Origin of the sequence: Zavarzinia sp. (assembly GCF_041650655.1) — a bacterium.
GTDB lineage: Bacteria > Pseudomonadota > Alphaproteobacteria > Zavarziniales > Zavarziniaceae > Zavarzinia.
Genome location: NZ_JBAZKR010000001.1, coordinates 42,885 through 66,716, shown reverse-complemented (window position 1 = coordinate 66,716; position 23,832 = coordinate 42,885). Strand labels below are relative to the sequence as shown.

21 protein-coding genes are annotated in these 23,832 nt (G+C 67.0%); 10 read left to right on the top strand and 11 right to left on the bottom strand.

Annotated features, from left to right (window positions below):
• Positions 1 to 38 precede the first annotated feature (38 nt).
• The 7 genes from WC493_RS00335 to WC493_RS00305 all read left to right on the top strand — a co-directional run bounded on the left by WC493_RS00335 (position 39) and on the right by WC493_RS00305 (position 6,092).
• Complete coding sequence (locus WC493_RS00335) at positions 39 to 491, top strand: DUF29 domain-containing protein (RefSeq protein ID WP_373061319.1); 453 nt, start codon at positions 39 to 41, stop codon at positions 489 to 491.
• A gap of 111 nt (positions 492 to 602) precedes the next feature.
• The gene (locus WC493_RS00330; RefSeq protein WP_373061317.1) at positions 603 to 1,472 is read left to right on the top strand and encodes a CoA ester lyase; all 870 of its coding nucleotides are present in this window, start codon (positions 603 to 605) and stop codon (positions 1,470 to 1,472) included.
• A gap of 4 nt (positions 1,473 to 1,476) precedes the next feature.
• Complete coding sequence (locus tag WC493_RS00325; protein ID WP_373061315.1) at positions 1,477 to 2,514, top strand: MaoC family dehydratase; 1,038 nt, start codon at positions 1,477 to 1,479, stop codon at positions 2,512 to 2,514.
• 195 nt (positions 2,515 to 2,709) lie between these two features.
• Complete coding sequence (sdhC, locus tag WC493_RS00320) at positions 2,710 to 3,090, top strand: succinate dehydrogenase, cytochrome b556 subunit (RefSeq protein WP_373061313.1); 381 nt, start codon at positions 2,710 to 2,712, stop codon at positions 3,088 to 3,090.
• A 10-nt stretch (positions 3,091 to 3,100) separates the two neighbouring features.
• Positions 3,101 to 3,490, top strand: coding sequence for a succinate dehydrogenase, hydrophobic membrane anchor protein (gene sdhD, locus WC493_RS00315; protein ID WP_373061311.1), 390 nt, complete (start codon positions 3,101 to 3,103; stop codon positions 3,488 to 3,490).
• Between the two features lie 8 nt (positions 3,491 to 3,498).
• Positions 3,499 to 5,286, top strand: coding sequence for a succinate dehydrogenase flavoprotein subunit (gene sdhA, locus WC493_RS00310; RefSeq protein WP_373061309.1), 1,788 nt, complete (start codon positions 3,499 to 3,501; stop codon positions 5,284 to 5,286).
• A 26-nt stretch (positions 5,287 to 5,312) separates the two neighbouring features.
• A complete protein-coding gene (locus WC493_RS00305) occupies positions 5,313 to 6,092 on the top strand; it encodes a succinate dehydrogenase iron-sulfur subunit (protein WP_373061307.1) in 780 nt (259 codons plus the stop codon).
• Between the two features lie 410 nt (positions 6,093 to 6,502).
• Here WC493_RS00305 and WC493_RS00300 read toward each other — a convergent pair whose 3' ends face one another.
• Positions 6,503 to 7,432, bottom strand: a complete 930-nt coding sequence (locus tag WC493_RS00300; RefSeq protein ID WP_373061305.1) for a glutaminase — start codon at positions 7,430 to 7,432, stop codon at positions 6,503 to 6,505.
• A gap of 112 nt (positions 7,433 to 7,544) precedes the next feature.
• On the opposite strand from WC493_RS00300, the gene WC493_RS00295 reads away from it, so the two are divergent.
• Positions 7,545 to 9,158 (top strand): methyl-accepting chemotaxis protein, encoded by a 1,614-nt coding sequence (locus WC493_RS00295; protein ID WP_373061303.1) that lies wholly within the window; start codon positions 7,545 to 7,547, stop codon positions 9,156 to 9,158.
• A gap of 60 nt (positions 9,159 to 9,218) precedes the next feature.
• Here WC493_RS00295 and WC493_RS00290 read toward each other — a convergent pair whose 3' ends face one another.
• The 4 genes from WC493_RS00290 to WC493_RS00275 all read right to left on the bottom strand — a co-directional run bounded on the left by WC493_RS00290 (position 9,219) and on the right by WC493_RS00275 (position 13,827).
• Positions 9,219 to 10,022, bottom strand: coding sequence for an undecaprenyl-diphosphate phosphatase (locus WC493_RS00290; RefSeq protein WP_373061301.1), 804 nt, complete (start codon positions 10,020 to 10,022; stop codon positions 9,219 to 9,221).
• Between the two features lie 4 nt (positions 10,023 to 10,026).
• Positions 10,027 to 11,001, bottom strand: a complete 975-nt coding sequence (corA, locus tag WC493_RS00285; RefSeq protein WP_373061299.1) for a magnesium/cobalt transporter CorA — start codon at positions 10,999 to 11,001, stop codon at positions 10,027 to 10,029.
• Positions 11,002 to 11,040: 39 nt separating this feature from the next.
• The gene (locus WC493_RS00280; protein ID WP_373061297.1) at positions 11,041 to 12,846 is read right to left on the bottom strand and encodes a potassium/proton antiporter; all 1,806 of its coding nucleotides are present in this window, start codon (positions 12,844 to 12,846) and stop codon (positions 11,041 to 11,043) included.
• 81 nt (positions 12,847 to 12,927) lie between these two features.
• Entirely contained in the window at positions 12,928 to 13,827 is a 900-nt protein-coding gene (locus WC493_RS00275; RefSeq protein ID WP_373061295.1) for a LysR family transcriptional regulator, read from the bottom strand.
• A gap of 153 nt (positions 13,828 to 13,980) precedes the next feature.
• Here WC493_RS00275 and WC493_RS00270 point away from each other — a divergent pair, with 153 nt between their 5' ends.
• Positions 13,981 to 15,477, top strand: coding sequence for a CoA-acylating methylmalonate-semialdehyde dehydrogenase (locus WC493_RS00270; protein ID WP_373061293.1), 1,497 nt, complete (start codon positions 13,981 to 13,983; stop codon positions 15,475 to 15,477).
• Positions 15,478 to 15,699: 222 nt separating this feature from the next.
• A complete protein-coding gene (locus WC493_RS00265; RefSeq protein WP_373061291.1) occupies positions 15,700 to 15,849 on the top strand; it encodes a hypothetical protein in 150 nt (49 codons plus the stop codon).
• A 54-nt stretch (positions 15,850 to 15,903) separates the two neighbouring features.
• Here WC493_RS00265 and WC493_RS00260 read toward each other — a convergent pair whose 3' ends face one another.
• From WC493_RS00260 to WC493_RS00235, 6 genes are all read right to left on the bottom strand, one after another.
• Positions 15,904 to 16,260, bottom strand: coding sequence for a hypothetical protein (locus tag WC493_RS00260; protein WP_373061289.1), 357 nt, complete (start codon positions 16,258 to 16,260; stop codon positions 15,904 to 15,906).
• A gap of 75 nt (positions 16,261 to 16,335) precedes the next feature.
• Positions 16,336 to 17,115 (bottom strand): haloacid dehalogenase type II, encoded by a 780-nt coding sequence (locus WC493_RS00255; RefSeq protein WP_373061287.1) that lies wholly within the window; start codon positions 17,113 to 17,115, stop codon positions 16,336 to 16,338.
• 68 nt (positions 17,116 to 17,183) lie between these two features.
• Entirely contained in the window at positions 17,184 to 18,572 is a 1,389-nt protein-coding gene (locus WC493_RS00250) for a methyl-accepting chemotaxis protein (RefSeq protein ID WP_373061285.1), read from the bottom strand.
• Positions 18,573 to 18,750: 178 nt separating this feature from the next.
• A complete protein-coding gene (gene htpG, locus WC493_RS00245; protein WP_373061283.1) occupies positions 18,751 to 20,634 on the bottom strand; it encodes a molecular chaperone HtpG in 1,884 nt (627 codons plus the stop codon).
• A gap of 60 nt (positions 20,635 to 20,694) precedes the next feature.
• Positions 20,695 to 21,885 (bottom strand): DUF4340 domain-containing protein, encoded by a 1,191-nt coding sequence (locus WC493_RS00240; RefSeq protein ID WP_373061281.1) that lies wholly within the window; start codon positions 21,883 to 21,885, stop codon positions 20,695 to 20,697.
• An 11-nt stretch (positions 21,886 to 21,896) separates the two neighbouring features.
• The gene (locus WC493_RS00235; RefSeq protein ID WP_373061279.1) at positions 21,897 to 23,831 is read right to left on the bottom strand and encodes a Gldg family protein; all 1,935 of its coding nucleotides are present in this window, start codon (positions 23,829 to 23,831) and stop codon (positions 21,897 to 21,899) included.
• Position 23,832 lies beyond the last annotated feature (1 nt).

The following is a 23,832-nucleotide window of genomic DNA, read 5'->3' as shown; positions in this document are numbered from 1 at the left end:
GAGTCCAACCGGAAGAGCAATTGTGGTAGCGTGACCTTATGACGAAGTCCGGCCTCTACGAGCGCGATTTCTACGCCTGGGCGAACGAACAGGCGCGCCTGCTGCGCGAGGGCAAACTCGCCGCCGCCGATATCGAGCATATCGCCGAGGAGATCGAGAGCATGGGGCGGAGCGAGAAGCGCGAGTTGATCAATCGCTTGGCCGTCCTCCTGCTCCATCTCCTGAAATGGCAGTACCAGCCGGGTTTCCGGGGTACGAGCTGGCGACTGACGGTCGAGGAACAGCGCTACCGCCTCGAAGCCCATATCGCCGACAATCCCAGCCTGAAATCCGTGATCGCGCCCGCGACGGCCGATGCCTACCGGCTCGCCCTGATCGAAGCGGAACGAGAAACAGGCTTGCCGCGCCACAACTTCCCCGCCGCCTGCCCCTGGAGCTTCGAGCAGGTGATGGACGAGGCGTTCTGGCCGGAGGAGCCGCCGGCCGCCTGAAGAGCACCTCTCGACGCATCGCCGCAAATTTGCTGCGTTGCGACCTTGCCTGTCGTCGTCGCGCCGCTATAGTCCCGGTCATTGCATCATTTTCTGATCGGGCGGGAATACATGAGCATCGTTCGGCCACGTCGCAGCGTCCTCTACATGCCGGGGGCGAACGCCCGGGCGCTGGACAAGGCGCGCAGCCTGCCCGCCGACGGCCTGATCCTGGACCTCGAAGACGCGGTCAGCCCGGATGCCAAGGAACTGGCCCGCGGCCAGATCGGCGATGCCCTGAAGACCGGCGGCTATGGCTTCCGCGAGGTGATCGTGCGCACCAACGGGCTGGAGACGCCCTGGGGTGTGGACGACATCAAGGCCCTGGCCCCGCTCGGCCCCGACGCCATCCTGCTGCCCAAGGTCGAGGATCCGGCGACCATCCTGAAGGCCGAAGCCCTGCTGAACGAGGTCGGCGCGCCGGCGTCGACCACCATCTGGGCGATGATGGAGACGCCGCTCGGCATCCTCCGCGCGGCCGAGATCGCGGCTTCGTCGAAGCGCCTGACCTGCTTCGTCATGGGCACCTCCGACCTGACCAAGGACCTGCATTCGCGCCACACGCCGATGCGCCTGCCCATGCTGACCTCGCTCGGCATCACCATGCTGGCGGCCCGGGCTTACGGGCTGTTCATCCTCGACGGCGTCTATCTCGACCTCAAGGACGAGGAAGGCTATCGCGCCTCCTGCCTGCAGGGCGTCGAACTCGGCTTCGACGGCAAGACCCTGATCCACCCCAATCAGATCGAGGGCGCCAACGAAGTCTTCGCGCCGTCGGAAGCCGAAATCGCCTGGTCGCGCAAGATCATCGAGGCCTTCGCCGCGGCCGAGGCCGAGGGCAAGGGTGTAGTGCTGGTCGACGGCAAGCTGATCGAGAACCTGCATGTCGAGAACGCCAAGCGGATCGTGGGCATGGCCGACGCCATCGCGGCCCGGGGGTGAGGCGATGAGCAGCAAGACGGCCAAGGGCAATTTCTTCGAGGATTTCACCGTCGGGCAGGAATTGGTGCACGCCACGCCGCGCACCGTGACCGAAGGCGATGTCGCGCTTTACTGCGCGCTGACCGGCAGCCGCTTCGTGCCCCAGTCCTCGGCCGCCTTCGCGCGTTCAATCGGGCTTTCGGGCGCCCCGGTTGACGACCTGCTGACCTTCCACGTCGTCTTCGGCAAGACGGTGCCGGACGTCTCGCTCAATGCCGTGGCCAATCTCGGCTATGCCCAGGGCCGCTTCCACAAGCTGGTCGCGCCGGGCGCCACGCTCTCCACCGTCTCGACCGTGATCGGCCTCAAGGAGAATTCCAACAAGGAGACGGGCACGGTCTACGTCCGCTCGGTCGGCCGCGACGACGAAGGCGACCTGGTGCTGGACTATTGCCGCTGGGTCATGGTGCGGAAGCGCGACAAGGCCTCGCCCGCGCCGGCCGCGGTGGTGCCCGACCTGCCGCCGGTGGTCGAACCGTCCAGCCTGGTGGTGCCCAAAGGCCTGAATTTCGCGCATTTCTCGACCGCCCTCTCCGGCTCGGCTCATCTCTGGGACGATTACGCGGTGGGCGAGAAGATCGATCATGTCGATGGCATGACGATCGAGGAAGCCGAGCATATGATGGCGACCCGCCTCTACCAGAACACCGCCCGGGTCCACTTCAACCAGTGGACCGAGAAGGACGGCCGCTTCGGCCGGCGCCTGATGTATGGCGGCCATGTCATCTCGCTCGCCCGCGCCCTTTCGTTCAACGGGCTCGGCAATGCGGTCTTCGTCTCGGCGATCAACGGCGGGCGCCATGCCGCCCCCACTTTCGCCGGTGACACGCTGTTCGCCTGGTCCGAGATCAAGGACAAGGCGGAAATCCCGGGGCACCGTGACGTCGGCGCGCTGCGCATCCGCCTGGTCGCCACCAAGAACCTGCCGGCCGCCGAATTCCCCGAGTCGGGCGAGAACGTCGTGCTGGACTTCGACTACTGGGCGCTCATCCCACGGCGCTAGTGCCTGCTGAAGGCTCTCATCCCGCGGGACGAAGCGCGGGCCGGGGTCTGGATTTGACTTAGGTTTCGTTGACTGGCGGTGATCCGCCTTTAGTATCGGCCGCGCGCGGGACGCAATGTCCCGAACGCATCTGCCCGGCTCACGGGCGTTCGAGGTCGGGCGGGGGTTCGACCTTCAAGAGAATGAGGACCAGCGATGGCTCAAGTCGAGCGTCCGCTTTCGCCACACCTCCAGGTCTACCGCCTGCCGTTGACCGCCGTCCTGTCGATCCTGCACCGCATCACCGGTGTCGGCCTCGGCCTCGGCACCCTGATGCTGACGTGGTGGCTGGTCGCCGCCGCCAGCGGCCCCGAAGCCTATGGCCACTTCCAGTGGTTCGCCGGCTCGATCCTGGGCCTGCTGATCCTGTTCGGCTTCACCCTGGCTTTGTCGCTTCACCTGCTGAACGGCATCCGCCACCTGTTCTGGGACGCCGGCTGGGGCTTCGACAAGGTCCTGGCGCACAAGGCGTCGCTCGCCGTCGCCGCCGGTGCGGTGGGCTTGACCGTGATCATCTGGATCGCGGCGCTGATCTGAGGACCAAGACATGGCTTCCCCCCGTTCTTCCCTTCGTTCGCCGCTGGGCGCCGTTCGCGGCCTCGGCTCGGCCAAGGACGGCACCCACCATTGGTGGCTGCAGCGCGTCACCGCGATCGCCCTGGTGCCCCTCACCATCTGGTTCGTGGCCAGCCTCGTGGTGCTCGCCGGCGCGCCGCTCGAAGCCTTCGCGGCCTGGGTCGGACAGCCGCTGGTGGCGGTGCTGCTCGGCCTCTTCGTCGCCGTCGGCTTCTGGCATCTGAAGCTCGGTGTGCAGGTCGTGGTCGAAGACTACGTCCACACCGAGTCGACCAAGATCCTGGTTCAGATGCTGGTCAATTTCGCGACCGTCGTGCTTGGCGCTGCGGCCATCTTCTCGATCCTCAAAATCGCGATCTGAGTATTCCCATGCCCCAGGCTTATCCCATCACAGACCATACCTACGACGTCGTGGTCGTGGGTGCCGGCGGCGCCGGCCTGCGCGCCACCTTCGGCATGGCCGAGCGCGGCCTGAAGACCGCCTGCATCACCAAGGTCTTCCCGACCCGCTCCCATACCGTCGCGGCCCAGGGCGGCATCTCCGCCGCCCTCGGCAACATGGGCGAGGACGATTGGCGCTTCCACATGTACGACACCGTCAAGGGGTCGGACTGGCTGGGCGACCAGGACGCCATCGAATACATGTGCCGCAACGCGCCGGCCGCGGTGATCGAGCTCGAACACTACGGCGTGCCCTTCTCGCGCACGCCCGAGGGCAAGATCTACCAGCGCGCCTTCGGCGGTATGACCACCCATTACGGCAAGGGCCAGGCCCAGCGCACCTGCGCCGCGGCCGACCGCACCGGCCACGCCATCCTGCACACGCTCTACCAGCAGTCGCTGCGCTTCGACGCCCAGTTCTTCATCGAGTATTTCGTGCTCGACCTGATCATGGAGAACGGTGAGTGCCGGGGCGTGATCGCCTGGTGCCTGGAAGACGGCTCGATCCATCGCTTCCGGGCGAAGATCGTGGTGCTGGCGACCGGCGGCTATGGCCGCGCCTTCTTCTCTGCGACCTCGGCCCATACCTGCACCGGCGACGGCGGCGGCATGGTGCTGCGCGCTGGCCATGCCCTGCAGGACATGGAATTCGTGCAGTTCCACCCGACCGGCATCTATGGCTCGGGCTGCCTGATCACCGAAGGTTCGCGCGGCGAAGGCGGCATCCTCCGCAATTCCGAGGGCGAGCGCTTCATGGAGCGCTATGCGCCCTCGGCCAAGGACCTCGCGTCGCGTGACGTCGTCTCGCGCGCCATGACGATCGAGATCCGCGAAGGCCGCGGCGTCGGTCCGAACAAGGACCACATCTACCTGCACCTCGAACATCTCGACCCGAAGATCCTGCACGAGCGCCTGCCCGGCATCTCGGAAAGCGCCAAGATCTTCGCCGGCGTCGACGTGACCAAGCAGCCGATCCCCGTGATCCCGACCGTGCACTACAACATGGGCGGCATCCCGACCAACCACTTCGGCGAAGTGGTGACCCTGAAGGACGGCAATCCGGATGCGGTGATCCCGGGCCTGATGGCAATCGGCGAGGCGGCCTGCGTCTCGGTCCACGGCGCCAACCGCCTCGGCTCCAACTCGCTGATCGACCTCGTGGTGTTCGGCCGCGCGGCCGCCATCCGCGCCGCCGAGATCGTGAAGCCCGGCGAAGCGCAGAAGGACCTGGCCAAGGATTCGGCCGACTTCGCGCTCAACCGCTTCGACGGTTTGCGCAATGCCAAGGGTTCCGCGCCGACCGCGGCGGTACGCGCCAAGATGCAGCGCGTGATGCAGAACAACTGCGCCGTCTTCCGCACCGGCGAGGTGCTGGAAGAAGGCAAGGCCCTGATCGGCGAAGTTTGGAACCTGTGGCATGACGTCGGCGTGACCGACCGCTCCATGATCTACAACACCGACCTGCAGGAGACGCTGGAGCTGGACAACCTGCTGCGCCAGGCCATGGTCACCATGCACGGTGCTGCCAATCGCCAGGAGAGCCGCGGCGCCCACGCCCGCGAGGACTTCCCGAACCGCGACGACGAGACCTGGATGAAGCACACGCTCGCCTGGGCCGACGAGAAGGGTCAGGTTACGCTCGATTACCGTCCGGTGCACACCTATACGCTCACCGACGAGATCGAATACATCACGCCGCGTCCGCGCGTGTACTGACGCGGCGGGATAGAAAGGCAAGGCCAATGGTCGAATTTGCACTGCCCAAGAATTCGAAGGTCGGCACCGGCAAGACGGTGAAGGCCAAGACGGGCGCCAAGCGCGTGAAGGCGTTCAAGGTCTATCGCTACGACCCGGACAAGGGCCAGAACCCCAGCCTCGATACCTTCGAGGTGGATCTGGACCAGTGCGGGCCGATGGTTCTCGACGCGCTGATCAAGATCAAGAACGAGGTCGATCCGTCCCTCACCTTCCGGCGCTCCTGCCGCGAAGGCGTGTGCGGCTCCTGCGCGATGAATATCGACGGGGGCAACACGCTCGCCTGCACCAAGGCGATCGAAGACGTGAAGGGCGATGTGAAGATCTATCCGCTGCCGCATATGCCGGTGGTGAAGGATCTGGTGCCCGACCTCACCCACTTCTACGCGCAATATGCCTCGATCAAGCCGTGGATGCAGACGCAGACCCCGGCGCCGACGCGCGAGCGCCTGCAGTCGATGGAAGAGCGCGAGAAGCTCGACGGTCTCTACGAATGCATCCTGTGCGCCTGCTGCTCCACCTCCTGCCCCAGCTACTGGTGGAACGGCGACCGCTACCTCGGCCCGGCGATCCTGCTCCAGGCCTATCGCTGGCTGGTCGACAGCCGCGACGAAGGCACGGGCGAGCGCCTCGACGATCTCGAGGACCCGTTCCGCCTCTATCGCTGCCACACCATCATGAACTGCGCCAACACCTGCCCCAAGGGCCTGAACCCCGCCAAGGCGATCGCCGGCATCAAGCAGATGATGGTCGAACGCCGCGGCTGACCGGCGCAGCACAAGCACTCTCGAACGGCCGGGCCAGTCCCGGCCGTTTTCGTTTTCCATACAACTCGTCATGGCCGGGCTTGACCCGGCCATCTACGATCTCTCGTCGGCGACGGCGTTCGCGCTGATGCCCGGGACGAGCCCACGGCTGTCCGGTTGAGCTGAAAATCACTGTGGCAGGCCAGGAAGCGGGCGGGATTTGTCCCCGCGCATCGACCGGAATACACCCCTCTATCGTCATGGCCGTGCTTGACACGGCCATCCACGAGAACACCGAGCCGGGCGGAGAGGCGTGGATCGCCGGGTCGAGCCCGGCCATGACGACCAAAGGCTGTCTCTATCAGCGTTGTTGCTATCCGATTTCCTCAACCGGACAGCCGTGAGACGAGCCCGGGCATGACGGTCGGACGTCACGCCCCGAAGATCGACCAGCCCATGCGCTTGGCGAGCATTTCGAGGGCCAGGGAGCCCAGCACCGAATTGCCCTGGCCGTCGAGCCCCGGCGACCAGACGGCGATCGAGGCCTTGCCGGGCACGATCGCCAGGATGCCGCCGCCGACCCCGCTCTTGCTCGGCAGGCCGACCCGATAGGCGAAGTCGCCCGAGCCGTCGTAATGGCCGCAGGTCAGCATGAGCGCATTGATGCGACGTGCCCGTTCGGGCGAGACGACGCGGGCGCCCGTAGTCGGATGGCGGCCGGAGAAGGCCAGGTAGCGCCCCGCCATGGCGAGCTGGACGCAGTTCATGGCGATGGCGCAATGGTGGAAATAGACGCCCAGCACCATTTCGACCGGGTTGCTCAGATTGCCGAAGGCGCGCATGTAGTTGGCCAGCGCCACATTGCGATAGCCGGTCGCCTGTTCCGAGCGCGCCACCGCCTCGTCGATCTGGATCGAGTCGTCGTCGGCCACGAAATGCAGGAAACGCAGGATTTCGCCCAGCGCTACCTTCGGCGCATGGCCGGCCAGGACGACGTCGGCGACGGCCAACGCCCCGGCATTGATGAAGGGATTGCGCGGTATCCCCTTCTCGTATTCGAGCTGGACGATCGAGTTGAAGCTGTTGCCCGAGGGTTCCCGCCCGACCCGGCGCCACAGGGCATCGCCGATCTTGCCGAGCGCCAGGGTGAGCGTGAAGACCTTGGAAACGCTTTGAATCGAAAAAGGAATTTCGGCGTCGCCGGCGCTTGCCACGGCACCGTCGGCAGTCACGGCGCAAATGCCGAAAGATCCGATGTCGACCTTGGCGAGTTCCGGAATATAGGTCGCCACCTGGCCGCGTTCTTCGCAAGCCCTGTATTCCGCGGCTATTTCATCGATGACGGTCTTGAGTTCGCGCAACGCAGCCCCCGGCGGTTTCGGCACAATCGATCGGCATTCGGCGGTCAGTTACATTTCGTTAGGATTGGCGAGAGATAGTCCCACAACGGCAGGCAACTTAATCGAAGGGCAAATGATGTTCGCGATGCGCAAGCGGGAGGCCGAGGCGGCAGCCACCTCCGAACTGAACGGCGTGAAGGGCGAACTCCTGGCCCTGAAGCAGATGCTCGACGCCATGCCGGTCAACGTCATGATGTGCGAGCCGAAGGAGTTCGCCATCACCTATCTCAACAAGACGTCGATCGACACGCTGCGCAAGCTCGAGCACCTGCTGCCGGTGAAGGCCGACCAGTTGCTCGGCCGTTCGATCGACATCTTCCACAAGAATCCGGCGCATCAGCGCCGCCTGCTGGCCGATCCGCGCAACCTGCCGCACCGTGCGCGCATCCAGCTCGGCCCCGAAATCCTCGACCTCCAGGTCTCGCCCATTTACAACGAGCGGAACGAATATATCGGCCCGATGCTCACCTGGTCGATCATCACCGATTTCGTGCGCCAGGAAAAAGAGACCAAGCGCCTGATGCGCATGCTCGACGACATGCCGATCAACGTCATGACCGCCGACAAGGACACGCTGGAAATCAACTATATCAACCGGACGTCGATCAACACCCTGAAGGCGGTCGAGCACCTGCTGCCGATCAAGGCGGAGAAGGCACTCGGCACCTGCATCGACATCTTCCACAAGAACCCGGCGCACCAGCGCCGCATGCTGGCCGACCCGAGCCACCTGCCCCACAGCGCCAAGATCAAGCTGGGCCCCGAGACCCTGGACCTCCGCGTTTCCGCCATCCTGGACGACGACGGCTCCTATATCGGCCCGATGGTGACCTGGTCGCTGGCGACCAAGACCGTGCATGTCATCGACACCTTCGAGCGCAACGTGAAGACCGCCGTCGAATCGGTCGCCGGCTCGGCCAACGAGATGCGCGCCGCCGCCGAAGTGATGTCCTCGGTCGTGCAGGAAACCGTGGCCCAGGCCGAAACCATCGCCACCAACGCCGACGAAGCCTCGGGCAATGTCCAGACCGTGGCCGCCGCGACCGAAGAATTGGCCGCCTCCGTCGCCGAGATCGGGCGCCAGGCGTCGCAGTCCTCGACCGTCGCCCAGGCCGCCGTGGCCCAGGCCGAGAAGACCAATCAGACCGTGAAGGGCCTCGCCGAGGCTTCCGAGAAGATCGGCGCCGTGGTCAAGCTGATCAACGACATCGCGGGCCAGACCAATCTTCTCGCCCTCAACGCCACGATCGAAGCGGCGCGGGCCGGCGAGGCGGGCAAGGGTTTCGCCGTGGTCGCCTCGGAAGTGAAGAACCTGGCGACCCAGACCGCCAAGGCGACAGAGGACATCTCGGGTCAGATCACCTCGATCCAGACCGCCACCCACGACGCTGTCGGTGCCATCACGGCGATCACCCAGACCATCGGCCAGATCAACGAGATTGCCGGGGCCATCGCCGCCTCGGTCGAGCAGCAAGGCAGCGCCGTGCAGGAGATCAGCCGCAACGTCCAGCAAGCCGCCGACGGCACGCGCGAAGTGACCCACAACGTCGGCGCCATGAGCCAGGCGACCAGCGAATCCGGTGCCGCCGTGGCCAAGGTCGCCATGGGCGCCTCGTCGCTCGCCGATCAGGCCGCCTTGATGCGGGAAGAAGTCGAGAAATTCCTGGTCGAAGTAAAAAAGCTCTGACCCCCTCTCGGAGCCCGACCAGAGTGCGGCCGCCCTCCCCCCGGGGCGGCCGCGTCGCTTTCAGCGGAGCGCCAGCCAGACCAGGATCAGGCTGCCGGCAGCGATGCGATACCAGGCGAAGGGGTAGAAGCCGTGGCGCTCGATGAAGCCGACCACGCCCCTGACGACAAGGGCCGCGACCACGAAGGCCACGGCAAAGCCGATGGCGATGGCCGCCGCCCCGGTATTGGTCAGCGTATGGGCCGTCTTGTAGATGTCATAGCCGGTCGCCGCGACCATCGTGGGAATCGCCAGGAAGAAAGAGAATTCCGTCGCCGCCTTGCGGCCCAGGCCGAAGGTGAGACCGCCCATGATGGTGGCGCCGGACCGCGACACGCCGGGGATCATGGCGAGACACTGCGCGCAGCCGATCTTGAAGGCGAGCAGTGGCGTCATGGCGTCGACGGTGGCGACCGTCGTCCGCTCCAGCAGACGCTCGATCACGATGATGGCGATACCGCCGACGATCAGCGCGACGCCGACCGTCGCCGGACTCTCCAGCAACACCGACTTGATGAAGCCATAGGCGAAGATGCCGACCACCGCCGCCGGCAGGAAACCCAGCAGGATGTTGATGGTGAAATGCCAGGCCTGCGGATCACGCCGGACGAGGCCGATCGCCGTATCGGTCAACCGGCGCAGATAGACGAAGCAGACCGCCAGGATGGCACCGAGCTGGATCGCGATCAGGAAGGCGGCAGGCAGTTCCACGCCCAAGGCCTCCTTCAACACGATCAGATGGCCGGTCGAAGACACGGGCAGGAATTCGGTCAACCCCTCGAGGGTACCGATGGCGATCACGGACAGCAGCAGGAAGAGATCCATCGCGTCACAACCAGCCTTTGCGTTTGAAATAGAGGTAGGGCAGCACGGCCGAGACGACCATCATCGCAACGGCCAGGGGATAGCCGAATTCCCAATGCAGTTCGGGAATGACGTCGAAATTCATGCCGTAGATCGAGGCGATCAGCGTGGGCGGCAGGAACACGGTCGCCGCGACCGAAAGGATCTTGATCACCCGTGTCTGCTCGATGTTGATCAAGCCCAGGGTGGCGTCGAGCAGGAAATTCACCTTCTGGGCCAGAGCCGCTGCATGTTCCGTGATCGAGCGCACGTCGCGCGCCATGGTCTTCAGGCGGGCGCGGTAATCCTTCTTCACCTCACTCGCCAAGGCCTGCGACAGGAAGGTCACCACCCGCTCGATCGAGGCCAGACTCTCGCGCACCTTGCCGGTCAGGTCGTCGAAGCGGCCGAGGGAGAGCAGCGCCTCCTCGAGATCGGCGGATTCGACATTGCCCCCTGTCCGGGCGCGGAACACCTGGCGGGACAAGGTGTCCATCTCGGTCGCGACATTTTCGAGCACGTCGGCGGCGCGATCGATGATCGCCTCGATCAGGCCGGCCAGCGCGCCCTCGCCATTGTCGCAGAGGCCCGGCAGCTTGAGCGCCCGCGCCGAGAAAATGGTAAAGGCGAGCGGATCGGAATAGCGCAGCGAGACGAGGACGTGGTTCGCCATGACGAAGGTGATGGCGCTCGCCTCCGCGGTCGGCGTATCGGCCTTGGAGACCACGGTTGCAGTCATGAAGCGCGCCCCGTCGACCTCGTAGAGGCGGGACGACACTTCGATCTCGCGCATCTCCGCCCTTGTCGGCAGATCGAGCCCGAGCAGGGCCTCGAGGGAATGCTCTTCGTCCCGCGTCGGCTCCAGGATGTCGGCCCAGACCAGGCGTTCGGGCAGGGGCGCGCCCAGCGTCCAGGGCGTGCGGATCAGCCGGCCGTCGGCGATGTGGTAAAGCGTCACCATGCCGCCGCTCTCCTCCCGCTCCGACCGTGGCGGACCCTTTTAGGCGCGCCGGCCCCGCGCTGCAAGCCGCCCCAGGCGGCCGCGGAGCCGCCGCAACGCCCGCGCCGCCCGGGCCAGCGACGGCCGTTCCGCCTCGGGCTCCAGGGCGAGGCCAACGGCGGTGACAGCACCCCTCTCGTCGAGCGCGCGAACCACCAGTTCGACCGGCCCATAGGGCATCCGGTCGCCCTCCACCGGCTTGCCGGCGAAAGCGGCGGTAACCACGGCGGCGATGGTGCGCCCCTGGTCCTGCGCCCGCAACGCGAGGCCATAGGCACGGCACAGGTCGTCCATCGCCTGCTGGCCGTCGACCAGGAATTCGCCGATCGTGGCGAGCGCCTGTCCCCGGTCGGTCCGGCGCGAGGCGAACAGCCGGTCGAGGGCGTGGACACGCTCGGGATCGGCGACCAGCAGGACATAGTCGCGCGGCGAAAGGTGGTCGAGATCGCCCGGCCGCACCACCGCACCGGCGCGCAGTACGGAAAGGACATGCACCCCCTCGGGGAAGCGGATTTCGGCGAAGGCCTCGGCCGCCACCACCGAGCCGGGCAGCACGGTATAGCCGACGATGTCCCGGTCGGCCCCCAGCGGCACGTCGACGTCGCGCCGCTCCGCCCGGGTTTCGCTGGGCGGCAGGGCCAGGGCCAGGAAACGGGCGGAGGGCGCCACGGTCCAGCCTTGGAGCATGAGCGAGGTCAGCACGACGACGAAGGCCACGCCGAACAAAGCCTCGCTCCCCGGCATATGCTCGATGATCGGCGGCAGGGCGAGGTAGATCGGTACCGCCCCGCGCAGTCCCACCCAGGCGGCGAAGGCCCTCTCGCGCATGGTGAAGCGAAAGGGCCAGAGACACAGGAAGACGGCGAGCGGCCGCGCCACCAGCATGAGCACGGCAGCGACGCCGAGCGCCGGCAGCAGCACGGGCAGCAGCTTGGTCGGCGTCACCAGGAGGCCCAGGGTGAGCAGCATGGCGATCTGGGCGAGCCAGGCGATACCGTCGTGGAAACGCAGGATGAGTTGGCTCGCCCGGTGCCGCTCGTTGCCCAGCACGAAGCCGGCGACATAGACGGCGAGGAAACCCGAAGCGCCGACCAACTGCGCCCCGGCGAAGAGGGTGAGCACCGACATCACCACCAGGATCGGATAGAGGCCGGCCGCGATCTCCAGCCGGTTCACCAGGGCGACCAGGGCCCTGCCCCCGGCGAGGCCGAACAACAGGCCCCCGCCGATCTGCAGCGCGAAGACGGCGATGCCGTGGCCGATGGAGAATTGCCCGGCCTGCACCATCTCGATCGCGAGCAGGGTGAGGAAAATCGCCATCGGGTCGTTCAGCCCCGATTCGACTTCGAGGGTGGAGGCGACGCGCCGCGCGATGTCGAGACGTTGCAGGCGGAGCAGGAAGAACACCGCGGCCGCGTCGGTCGATGCCACTGTGGCGCCGATCAGCAGGGCACCCGCAGGCGGCGTACCGAACACCGCCCAGGCGGCGACCGCGACGATGCCGGCGGTGATCGCGACGCCCACAGTGGCCAGCACCAGGGCCGGTCGGCCAGCCAGCGCGATCGTGCTCCGCTGGGTGCGCAAGCCACCGTCGAACAGGATCACGGCGAGCGCCACCGAGCAGACGAAATAGGCCCCGAAGACATCGTCGTAGTGAATGCCCAGGCCATCTTCCCCCGCCACCATGCCGAGGCCCAGGAAGACCAGCAGGACAGGCGCCCCGAGGCGTGAGGAAACCCGCCCGGCGACGATCGCGAAAACGCCCAGCAGGGCCCCGATGAGGATGATCTGATAGGTGAGACTCATGTCCGTTCCACTGCGCGAGCCTCAGTGTAGCGGCTCGCCCCGGGGCATAGATACCGTCGAGCCGGAAATTTCGCCGCCGCCTCAGGGCAGGAACAGGTCCCGCGCCGCCCGGGTCTCCTCTGTCACGAAACGGCCGACGGCGCGGATCCGCGGCAAGTCTTTGAGATCCCCGTGGGTCAGCAGATAGAAGGAGCGGGTGAGCGAGACTTCGGCCGGCAGTACCGGCACGAGGCCGACCTCCCCCGCGGCGACGAAATGGGGCAGCACGCAGAGCCCGTAGCCCGCCTTCACCACCTGCAATTGGGCGACCAGGCCGGCACTACGGAGGCCCGCGCGGATACCTGGATGGATCTCGGCCAGATAGTCGAGTTCGGGCGTATAGAGAAGATCGTCGATATAGCCGATGAAGCGGTGACCCGGCAGGTCGTCGACCCGCGCCGGACTGCCCATGCGGTCCAGATAGGACGCGGCACCATAGAGGCCCAGGCGATAGTCGGTCAGCTTGGCCGTGACCAACCGGCCGGAGCGTGGCGGCGACAGGCTGATCGCCATGTCCGCCTCGCGCCGCGACAGGCTGAACACCCGCGGCATGGCGACGAGCTGGATTTCGAGCCCCGGGTGCTGCATGGCGAGCTGGCCGACACGGGGGGCCAGGAAGAGCGTGCCGAAACCGTCCGGCGCGCCGATGCGGACCGCGCCGGAAATCCGCGTGTCCACCCCCTCGATCTCGTCGAGGGCCGTCAGCGCCAAGCTTTCCATCTGTTCCGCCGCGGCAACCAGGGTGACGCCGCGGTCGGTCAGCTCGTAGCCGGTCGGCCCGCGATCGACCAGGCGGGCGCCCAGCGCCTCCTCCAGCACGCCGATGCGCCGGATCACGGTCGAATGATCGACGCCGAGCCGTTTCGCCGCCAGCGAGACCCGGCCCGCTCGCGCCACGGCGAGAAGGAAGCGGAGGTCGTCCCAGTCCAACCGGCCGGTCATGGGCAATGCTGCATGATGTGGTGGTGCCCCCTCTGCGTTTCCGCACAACGATCCTGCGTCATCGCCTGTGGAAGATCAAAGCGGCCTGTGCCAGTTTCCCTGCCACCAGGCGCGTGCGACGAGCATAGGGCCGGAAAATCAGCGGGGAACGCCATGACCCATCTCACCCATTTCATCAACGGCCAGCATGTCGAAGGACAGAGCGGCCGTTTCCTCGACGTCTACAACCCGACGCTGGGCGAGGCCATCCGCAAGGCCCCGCTGGCGACCAAGGAAGAAGTCGAGAGCGCGATCGCCTCCGCCCAGGCCGCCTTCCCCGCCTGGTCGTCGCAGAACCCGCAGAAGCGCGCCCGCGTGATGTTCAAGTTCAAGGAACTGGTCGAACGCGAGATGGAGAACCTGGCCCGCCTGCTCTCGGAAGAGCACGGCAAGGTCATCTCCGACGCCAAGGGCGACATCCAGCGCGGCCTCGAAGTGATCGAATTCGCCTGCGGCATCCCGCACCTGATGAAGGGCGAGTTCACCGAAGGCGCCGGCCCCGGCATCGACATGTATTCGATGCGCCAGCCGCTCGGCGTCGTGGCCGGCATCACGCCGTTCAACTTCCCCGCCATGATCCCGATGTGGATGTTCGGCGTGGCCATCGCCTGCGGCAACACCTTCGTCTGCAAGCCCTCCGAGAAGGACCCGTCGGTGCCCCTGCGCCTCGCCGAGCTGTTCCTCGAGGCGGGCGGGCCTCCGGGCGTGCTGAACGTCGTGATCGGCGACAAGGTCGCGGTCGACACCATCCTGACCGACCCGCGCATCCAGGCCGTGTCCTTCGTCGGCTCGACCAATATCGCCTCTTACGTCTATGCCACCGGCACCGCCAACGGCAAGCGCGTGCAGGCCATGGGCGGCGCCAAGAACCACATGATCATCATGCCCGACGCCGACCTGGACCAGGTGGCGGACGCCCTGATCGGTGCCGGCTATGGTTCGGCGGGCGAGCGCTGCATGGCGATCTCGGTCGCCGTGCCGGTGGGCCAGAAGACCGCCGACGCCCTGGTCGAGAAGCTGGTGCCGCGCGTCGAGGCGCTGAAGGTCGGCCCCAGCTTCGACCCGACCTCGGACTACGGCCCGGTGGTTTCCGCCGAGCACATGGCCAAGGTGAAGGGCTATATCGACCTGGGCGTCCAGGAAGGCGCCAAGCTGCTGGTCGACGGCCGCAACTTCAAGCTCCAGGGCTATGAGAAGGGCTATTTCCTGGGCGGCAGCCTGTTCGACCATGTGACGCCGGACATGCGCACCTACAAGGACGAGATCTTCGGCCCCGTGCTGCAGATCTGCCGCGCCAATTCCTTCGACGAGGCGATCGACCTGCCGTCGAAGCACACCTATGGCAACGGCGTCGCGATCTATACCCGCGACGGCGACTCGGCGCGCGAATTCGCCAGCCGGGTCCAGGTCGGCATGGTCGGCATCAACGTGCCGATCCCGGTGCCGCTGGCCTATCACTCCTTCGGCGGCTGGAAGCGCTCGGCCTTCGGCGACACCAACCAGCACGGCACCGAGGGCGTGAAGTTCTATACCAAGATCAAGACGGTCACGAGCCGCTGGCCGACCGGCATCCGCTCGGGCGCCGAATTCGCCATCCCGACCATGAAGTAACGCCGAATTCAGGCGTGAAACAGGAAATGGCCGGACTGAAAGGTCCGGCCATTTTATTGTCGGTTCGACAGGCGATTAAAGGGGCCGTGGGCATCCATTTCCTGTAGGGTGACAAATGCTCAGACAGGCCCGACTTCGATATTCGGGCGATGTCGACCCGGCTTCCTGCGGATAGGCCGAAGGCGGTGAGACGAGCCCCAGCCAGCCGAAGGAAAGCCCATCATGTTTTCACGCCAGTTTCTCGTCGCCGTCATCGTCGTCCTGCTGGTCGGCGGCGGCGCCATCGCCTATCGGGCCTATGAGAAGGACCGGGAGACGCTGCAGATCGATGTCGGCCCCGACGGCCTGAAGATCACCCCGCCGAGCAAGTGAGCGGCATCCGGGCCGCGAGCCGCCGGCGCCGTGGGCCCAGGCAGGCCATGGCCGTCAGTGCTGTTCCTGGTGCCAGCCCTTGCGGAACATGCAGGCGTTGAAGATCGCTTCGCGCGGGCCGTCGTTCAGGTCGCGGGTCTCGTAGCGGTCGGGCACCCAATAGCCGCCACTGGTCGTGCAGGTGCGGGTCTTGTGCTTCTTGTCCTCTGAGCAGGTCTCGACCGTCGGTTCCCAATGGGCGGGTTCGGCCAGATAGTCCTGCAGGAAGGGCGGATAGCGGTTGTAACCCTCGACATTGCAGGCGCTGGTGTCGACCTGACGGTCGAGATCGGTCGCCCCCGGTTTTTCCCAGGTGACGCAGCCGCCGAGCGGCAGGCAAAGCAGAACGAACGGCAACAGACGCCGGAACATGGTGCGGATCCCCCTCGAGCCTCGCCCCCCTGGCGTGCCCGCGGGATCAACCCGGTCTTCTGCGCCGGGTTCCGTTCAGGCCGTGAGCCGGCCGGCCAGCGCCACCAGGTCGGCCACCACGGTTTCGGCCCCCGCGTCCAATCCTTCCGCCGGGGCATTGCCGCGGTTGACCCAGAAGCTGCGGTAGCCGTACCAGGCGGCGCCGGTGGCATCCCAGCCGGCGGAGGCGACGAAGCCGATCTGGGCGGGAGCTAGATCGAGTGCCGCCGTGCCCAGGGCATAGGCGCGGGGATCGGGCTTGTAGGTCTTGGCCTTATCGGTCGAGAGCAGGGCCTCGAAGACGCCGTCCAGCCCCGAATTGGCGACCGCACGGGCCAGCATCGCCTCGGTCGGATTGGCCAGGACGACGAGGCGGAGGCCCGCCGCCTTCAAGGCCGTCAGGGCCGGCGCCACATCGGCAAAGGCCTTGACCTCGGCAAAGCCCGCGAGCAGGTCGAGGCGCGATTGCTCGTCGAGGACGAGCCCCAACGAGGCGGCGGCGAAGCGGAGCGCGCCGTCGATGCAGGCGGGAAATTCGGCATAGCGCCCGGCCGCCGTGCGCAGCCAAGTATAGTCGAAGATGCGCGTGCGCCAGGCGACGGCGAGGGCTTCGCCATGGCCGGGGAAGACCCGTTCCGCCCGGGCGAAGACGGGACGGAGGTCGAACAGGGCGAAACCATCGAAGGCGAGCGCCTTCAGGCCCGTGGCGGCTCGGGCCGGACCGGCTGAAGCCGCTGCCGCGAGGACACCGGCGGCCCCCGCCAAGACCTTGCGCCGATCGATACCGCCAGCGCCGGCCATTCCATTCCCCGCCATCCCGTCCTCCGCGAACACTGCACGTGGAGAGGTTCGCCGGGCGACCGCTCTGAGTTACGCCAGTCGTCTCAGGCCCGGTAGCAGAGGCGGACGCCGCCCCAATGCTGGCCGCGCACGGTGATGGGCGCCGAGACATCCTTCATCAGGACGAAGACGCCGCCGCCCATGTCGCGGCGATAGGTCTGCAACAGGAAGGGCTTGGTGCTGGCGGCGATGGCCGCCGCCGTCTTGTCGCGGTACTGCCGCCGGTTCCGGCTGTTCGCGGCGTTCCAGACCGGATCGCGGCCCTGGGGCTTGCTGAACTGCGGATTATGGCTGGGGATCAGCCTGTTGTGATCGGTCGGCGCGCAGAACACCACCCGCCCATCGAATTGGAGCAGGCGGTCGAGCAAGGGTTGGACCGCACGGTCGAGGAAGGGGATGTAGCGCGTCATATATTGCACGGGATCGGTGCCCTGGATCGGCGTCAATTGCTTGTCGAAAAGGTCGGCCAAGGCGATCTCGCCCGCGGCCACAGCGGTTTCGATCCGGGCTTCGACCGCACGCGCGGCTTCGACCACGGCATCGATGAATCTGCTGTCCTCCGTGCGGAAGCCCGAATCCGCCGTCATCTGCAGGATCGCCTCGCTGCTGCCGAGCACGCGCTGGCTCCGCTCCGCCGCCGCGACGAGGGCGGTGGTCGATTTCGTCACCGTCTCAGTCATGGCGCCCACCGCCCCTTCGAGATCGCCGCAACGGCGCGCGATCTCCTCGGTCTCGGCAGCGATCTGCCGGGCGTTCCGGTCGACCTTGGCGACGGCATCGCCGACGCCGGACATGACGGTGCCGATGGTCTGCGTCCGCTTGCCGACCTGTTCGGCCTGGCGCGAACCGTCGGCACTGACCGCGACCAGTTCCCGGATGCGCTCGGCCAGGTCGCCGATCACGGCGGCGATGCGGGCGGTCGCCTGCGACGTCTCGCGCGCCAGCCCCTTCACCTCGCCGGCGACGACCGCGAAGCCGCGGCCGGCCTCGCCGCTGCGCGCCGCCTCGATGCTGGCGTTCAGGGCGAGGAGATTGGTTTGCTTGGCGATCCGCTCGATCGTGCCGGTGATGGCGGCGACCTGCTGCATCGTCTCGTTCACGCCGGCCAGCCGGCCACCGATACTGTCGACCGCCCCGACCAGCGACTGCACGGCCTCGAGCGAGGCGCCGATCTCGGCGCTGGCCGCCGCCACGCTGTCCTGGGCGCGGCCCACCACGGCCTGGGTCTCGACCGCCACATCGGCGATATGGCGGTTGCTGGCGGCGGTTTCCCGGGTGCCGGCGGCGATATCGTCGAAACGGCGGGCCTGATCGCCGGCGAGCCCGCTCAGGGCTTCGATGCCGCCGGTCACATCGGCGATGTCGACGCTGAGGCGTCCGACCTCGGAGGCGATGCGGGCGACGATCTCGCCCTCCCCAAAGGTGCGTCCCACCGTGGTTTGTTCCACGTGTTGCATGTCCTCGTCCGTCTTCCTCCCGGCCGCCCCTTTCCAGATAAAGGGGAAAACAGCAAAGAAGTCGTAAAGGACGCGGGGCTGCCGAACCCTTTCAGTCGCGGCAGCCCCGGCACCAAATAATACGCGGAAATCTGATAATAATAAGGGCGCGCCGTCAGGCGACGGCGCGCACCATGACATCGGACAGGCGGCGGGCGAAGGCGGCGGGATCGGCCGGACTTTCGCCTTCGACGATGCGCGCCTGGTCGAGCAGCAGATGGGCGGCGTCTTCGAGTGCCTCCATCGCCCCGGCGGCGGTGGCGCGGGCGGCCAGTGCCTTCACCAGCGGGTGGCGCGGGTTGATCTCCAGGATGCGCGTGGCATGGGCGCCGGCCGCTTCCGAGCCCTTGTGGGCGCGCAGCAGGCGGGCCAGGTGCATGTCCATGTCACCCGCGTCGGCGACCAGGCAGACCGCACTGTCGGTCAGCCGCTTGGAGACGCGAACGTCCTTCACGGCGTCGCCGAGCGCCTGCTTGGTCGCCGCGATCAGGGTGGCGATGGCGGCTTCCGGCGCTTCCTCGGATTTCTCGGCGCCTTCGGCTTCGGGAATCAGGGAGAGGTCGACGTCACCCCGGGTGGCCGACTGGAAGGGCTTGCCCTCGAAATCGCTGCCGGCGCCGGTCCAGAAATCGTCGATCGGATCGGACAGCAGCAGGACTTCGACGTCGCGCGCCTTGAAGGCTTCGAGCTGGGGCGAGCGGGCCACGGTCGCGGCATCGCCGGTGATGAAATGGATCGCCGTCTGGTTGGGCCGCATACGGGCGACGTAATCGGCCAGGGAGACCAGTTCGTCGCCCGATTTGGTGGTCTTGAAGCGGGCGAGCTTCAGGAGCTGGTCGCGCCGCTCGAAATCCTCGTAGAGACCTTCCTTCAGCACGGGGCCGAAGGCGTCCCAGAATTTGGCGTAATCGGCCGCGTCGGCCGCGCGCTTTTCCAGCTCGGCCAGGATCTTCTTCACGAGACCGGCGCGGATCTTGGCGGTCAGCGCGCTCTCCTGCAGCATCTCGCGCGAGATGTTGAGCGGCAGGTCGGCCGAATCGACGATGCCGCGCACGAAGCGCAGATAGCCGGGCAGCAGCGCCTCGCAGGCATCGGTGATGAAGACCCGGCGGACATAGAGCTTCAGGCGACTCTCGCGCTTCGGATCGAACAGGTCGAAGGGGCGCTGCGTGGGCACGAAGAGAAGGCCGGTATATTCGATCGTGCCTTCCGCCTTCCAATGCAGGGTGGCCCAGGGCTCGTCGGCGGCATGGCCGACGTGGCGGTAGAATTCGGCGTATTGCTCCGCCGTGATCTCCGCCTTGGGCCGGGTCCAGAGCGCGGAGGCGGCATTCAGCGTCTCGTCCTCGGCGCCCTCTTCCTTGCCCGCCTTCAGGATCACGGGCAGGGCGATATGGTCGGAATAAGTCTTCACGATCCGCTTCAGGCGCCAGGGATCGAGGAATTCATCCTCGCCCTCGCGGAGCTTCAGGGTGATCGTGGTGCCGCGGCCGGCGCGTGTCGCGGGGCGCAGGCGATAGGTCCCGGCGCCGTCCGATTCCCAGGCCCAGGCTTCCGTGACTCCGGCCCGGCGCGAGACGACTTCGACCGATTCCGCGACCATGAAGACCGAATAGAAGCCGACGCCGAAACGGCCGATCAGGCTCATGTCAGAGGCGGCATCGCCCGAGAGCTGCTCGACGAAGGCGGAAGTGCCGGAACGGGCGATGGTACCGAGGTTCTCGACCAGATCGTCATGGCTCATGCCGATGCCGTTGTCGGCGATGGTGAGCGTGCGCGCCTCGGGGTCGATCGCGATTTCGACCCGGAAGCCCGGGTCGTCAGCGGTCAGCGACGGCTCGGTCAGGGCTTCGTAGCGGAGCTTGTCGCAGGCGTCGGACGCATTGGAGATCAGCTCGCGGAGGAAGATCTCCTTCTCCGAATAGACCGAATGCACCATCAGGTGCAGGAGGCGGGCCACCTCCGCCTCGAAGCCGCGGGTCTCGATTGCTTCCGTCATCTCTCAATGCCTCGACGAAATGTCGTTCGCGCCGTCGATATAGGATCGGACCCCGGGGCTTCAAGGATTCCCTGACGGGGCGGGCGGAATATCGGGCATCGGCATGCCGGGCATCCCGGGCATGGCCGGCATGCCGGGCGGCATCGCGGGGGCCGGTGCCGCCCCATCCGGCTTGGCGTCGACCAGATCGGCGCGGGTCGGCGTCAGATCGATCACACGGGTGCCGTCCAGGCGGTAGAGCCAGCCCTTGGTGCGGGCGGCGATGGCGCCGGCTTCGGCCTTGGCCGCTTCGGCATCCTTGAACTGGGAGGCGCCGTCCGGTCCCGGCGGCCCCTGCACCGCCTTGCCGGCCTCGGCGATGGCGGGATCGAAGGCGGCGCCGATCGTGGTCCAGCCCTGGCCGTCGATGGTCACCATGTCGAGGGTGATGACGATGCCGTCGAAGGTTTCGAACACGACCTTGGCCATGGGCTTGCCCTTGGCGGCATCGGCCGCCGGGCGGACGTCCTGCAGGGTGAGATAGGTCGCCGCGACGGCGAGCGCCCCCGCCCGGGCGGACTTCAGCGTTTCCTTGTCGGTCATGCCGTCGAGGGCGAAACTTGCTTCCGGCTTGTCGCGGGAAATGCGCGCATTCTGCTCGCCGATCGTCACCGCGGCGGCGCGGAAGCGCTCGGGCGAGATCACCAGCAGGTCCTGGTTCAGCCAGGAGGCGGGATCGCGTTCCAGCTTCAGGTCGGCTTCGCCTTCCCAGGCCTGGGGGTCGCCCGCCATGCGGACATAGAAGCGCGGCACCCGGTCCGCCCCCATGACGTCGACCGGCTTGCCCACGATCAGGTCGGCGACCACGGTGTCGCCGGTCTTCACGGTGAGGCGGAGGCCCTTGGCGCCGGCAGCGATGTCCTCGACCTCGAGGAAATGGTGGCGTTCGGGATGCTTGGTCTTGGGCTCGATCGCCTTCAGTTCGGCGAGCGCGATCAACAGGCGCTGGACCTTGCCGAAATCGACCGGATAGAGGCTGCGCTCCGGCATCACCCAATGGTCGCCCGCCTGGCGCTTCAGGGTGAAGCCGCCCTCGGCCCCGCCGACGTCGATTTCGCTGACGTCGTTCAGCACCGTCTTCAGGCTGGGCAGCATGGGGCGGCCCGAGAGATCCGCACTGGTCTCGCGCACCCGGTCCAGCACCAGATAGGCGCCGAGCAGGGCGAGCACGACGGTGAGGCCGAGGAGGATGGCGAGGGTCGAACGGCGCATGGCGGCGGGTCCTAGTTGATGCCGCGGCGGGCGCGGCGGGCGCGCATCCGCACCATGGACAGCACGAGGGCGACGAGGGCGACGATGATCGGCACCAGCCCGATATTGACGAAGCGGAGCCGGCTCTCCAGCCGGTCGATGTCGACGTCGAGGTTGCGCTGGACGTCGCGCAGCTCGCGCCGCGTGGCGCCCACCTCGGCCCGGGCGTCGGCGATCGCCTTTTCCGTCTCGGCCGAGACGATGGCGCCATTGGCGCCGCCGCGCTGACTGCGCAGTTCCTGGATCTTGGCCTCGGTCGCCTGCAGCTTGGCCTGGAGTTCCTGGGCGCGGGCCTGGAACTTCTGTTCGGCGGCGCGCTTCATGTCGGCGATCACGGTGAAGGGCCGGCTGGCCGGACCGCGCCCGCGCACCGCGATCAGGTCGCTGGAACCGGCCAGGTTCTCGACCGCGTTCAGGATCAGATTGCCGTTGTCGGCCACGGGGACCGCGCTGCGCTGCCCGCCCTGCCCCGTGTCCTGGACCCAGAGGCGGTCGTCCAGCACGTCGGCATCGGCGATCACGATCAGGTTGACCGGCTTTTCCGACTGTTTCAGCGGCGCCCGTTCCTTGGCGCCGTAAGCCGGGGTGTCGCCCGGCTTGGTCGGGTTCGGCGCCTGCGCGTCGGCCACCTTGGGCGGACCGTCGGGGAAGGCGCTCGAAACCGTGCCGGTGATGCGGGCGGCGAGCGTGAAGGGCTTGCCGCCCGGCTTGAACATCTGGCGGAGGTCGTCCGGATTGCCGGTCATGCGCACGGCGAGCGGATTGAGCGGCCCTGAATCCGCCGTCGTGGTGATCAGCGGCTCGACCTTTGTGGTCGCCCCGTCCAGCGTCTGGATGGCGCCGGTCGTCGCGAAGAGGACCTGGTTCAGGTCGGCCGTGACGACATCCTTCGGGTTCATCTGGGCATGCGGCACGCGCAGCCAGACGAGGTAATCCATCGGCCGCCGGCTGCCCGGCACGGTCACCTTGGTGGCGAGGTCGGCATCGCCGATCACCGCGTCGTCGGCGACCTTGACGCCCCATTTGGCGAACAGGGGATCGAGGTTGGAGGCCATCTGGGGCGGCGGCGCGCCCTGGCCTGCCCCCTGGCTCGCCACTTCGGCATTGGGATCGACCAGCACCACGGCCCGGCCGCCCGACAGGACGAACTGGTCGATCGCATAGAGCTGCTGGTCGTTGAGCTTGGGCGGATGGGCGATCAGCAGGGCGTCGATATGGCTGCCGATCTCGACGAAATCGGGCGCGAACATGCGCACGTCGTAGAGTTCCGAGAGTTCGGAATAGACGGTGAAGGGATGGGACTGGCCGCGCAGCGCCGCCATCGCGCCGCCGAAGCCGACGTCGAGCGGCAGGGCCGAGATGACGCCCAGCACCGGCTTGTGTTCCGCCGTCAGCGAGACGATGAGACGGGTGAGGTCGTATTCGAGGAAGCTCTCGCGGTCGGGCGTGATCACCGGGATCACTTCGCGCCCGCCGATCGGCCCGGTGCCGACCAGGCCGAAATAGAAGGCTTCGCCCGACGGCGTGTCGTTGCCCTGGATGCCGGCGGCGCTCGCCTCGTCCTCGGCCTGGGTATAGGAAATGGGATCGATGATCTCGACCCGGACATTGCCGTGGCCGGCGCGCTTGAAGGCGTCGAGGAGTTCGGTCACCCGGGTCGCGAAAGTCTTGATCGCGGGGAACTGGTTCGACAGCGAGACCGAATAATAGAGGCGCAGGGTGACCGGCTCGTCCAGCTTGGCCAGCACCGCCTGGGTGCCGTCGGAGAGCGTATAGAGCCGGTTCTCGGTCAGGTCCAGGCGCCAGCCTCCGGTGCCCACCTGGGCGATCAGGTTGACCACCAGGAAGAGGGCGGCGATCAGCGCGAGGGCGAGGCCGCCGGCGATGCGAGTGCGTGCGGGCGCCATG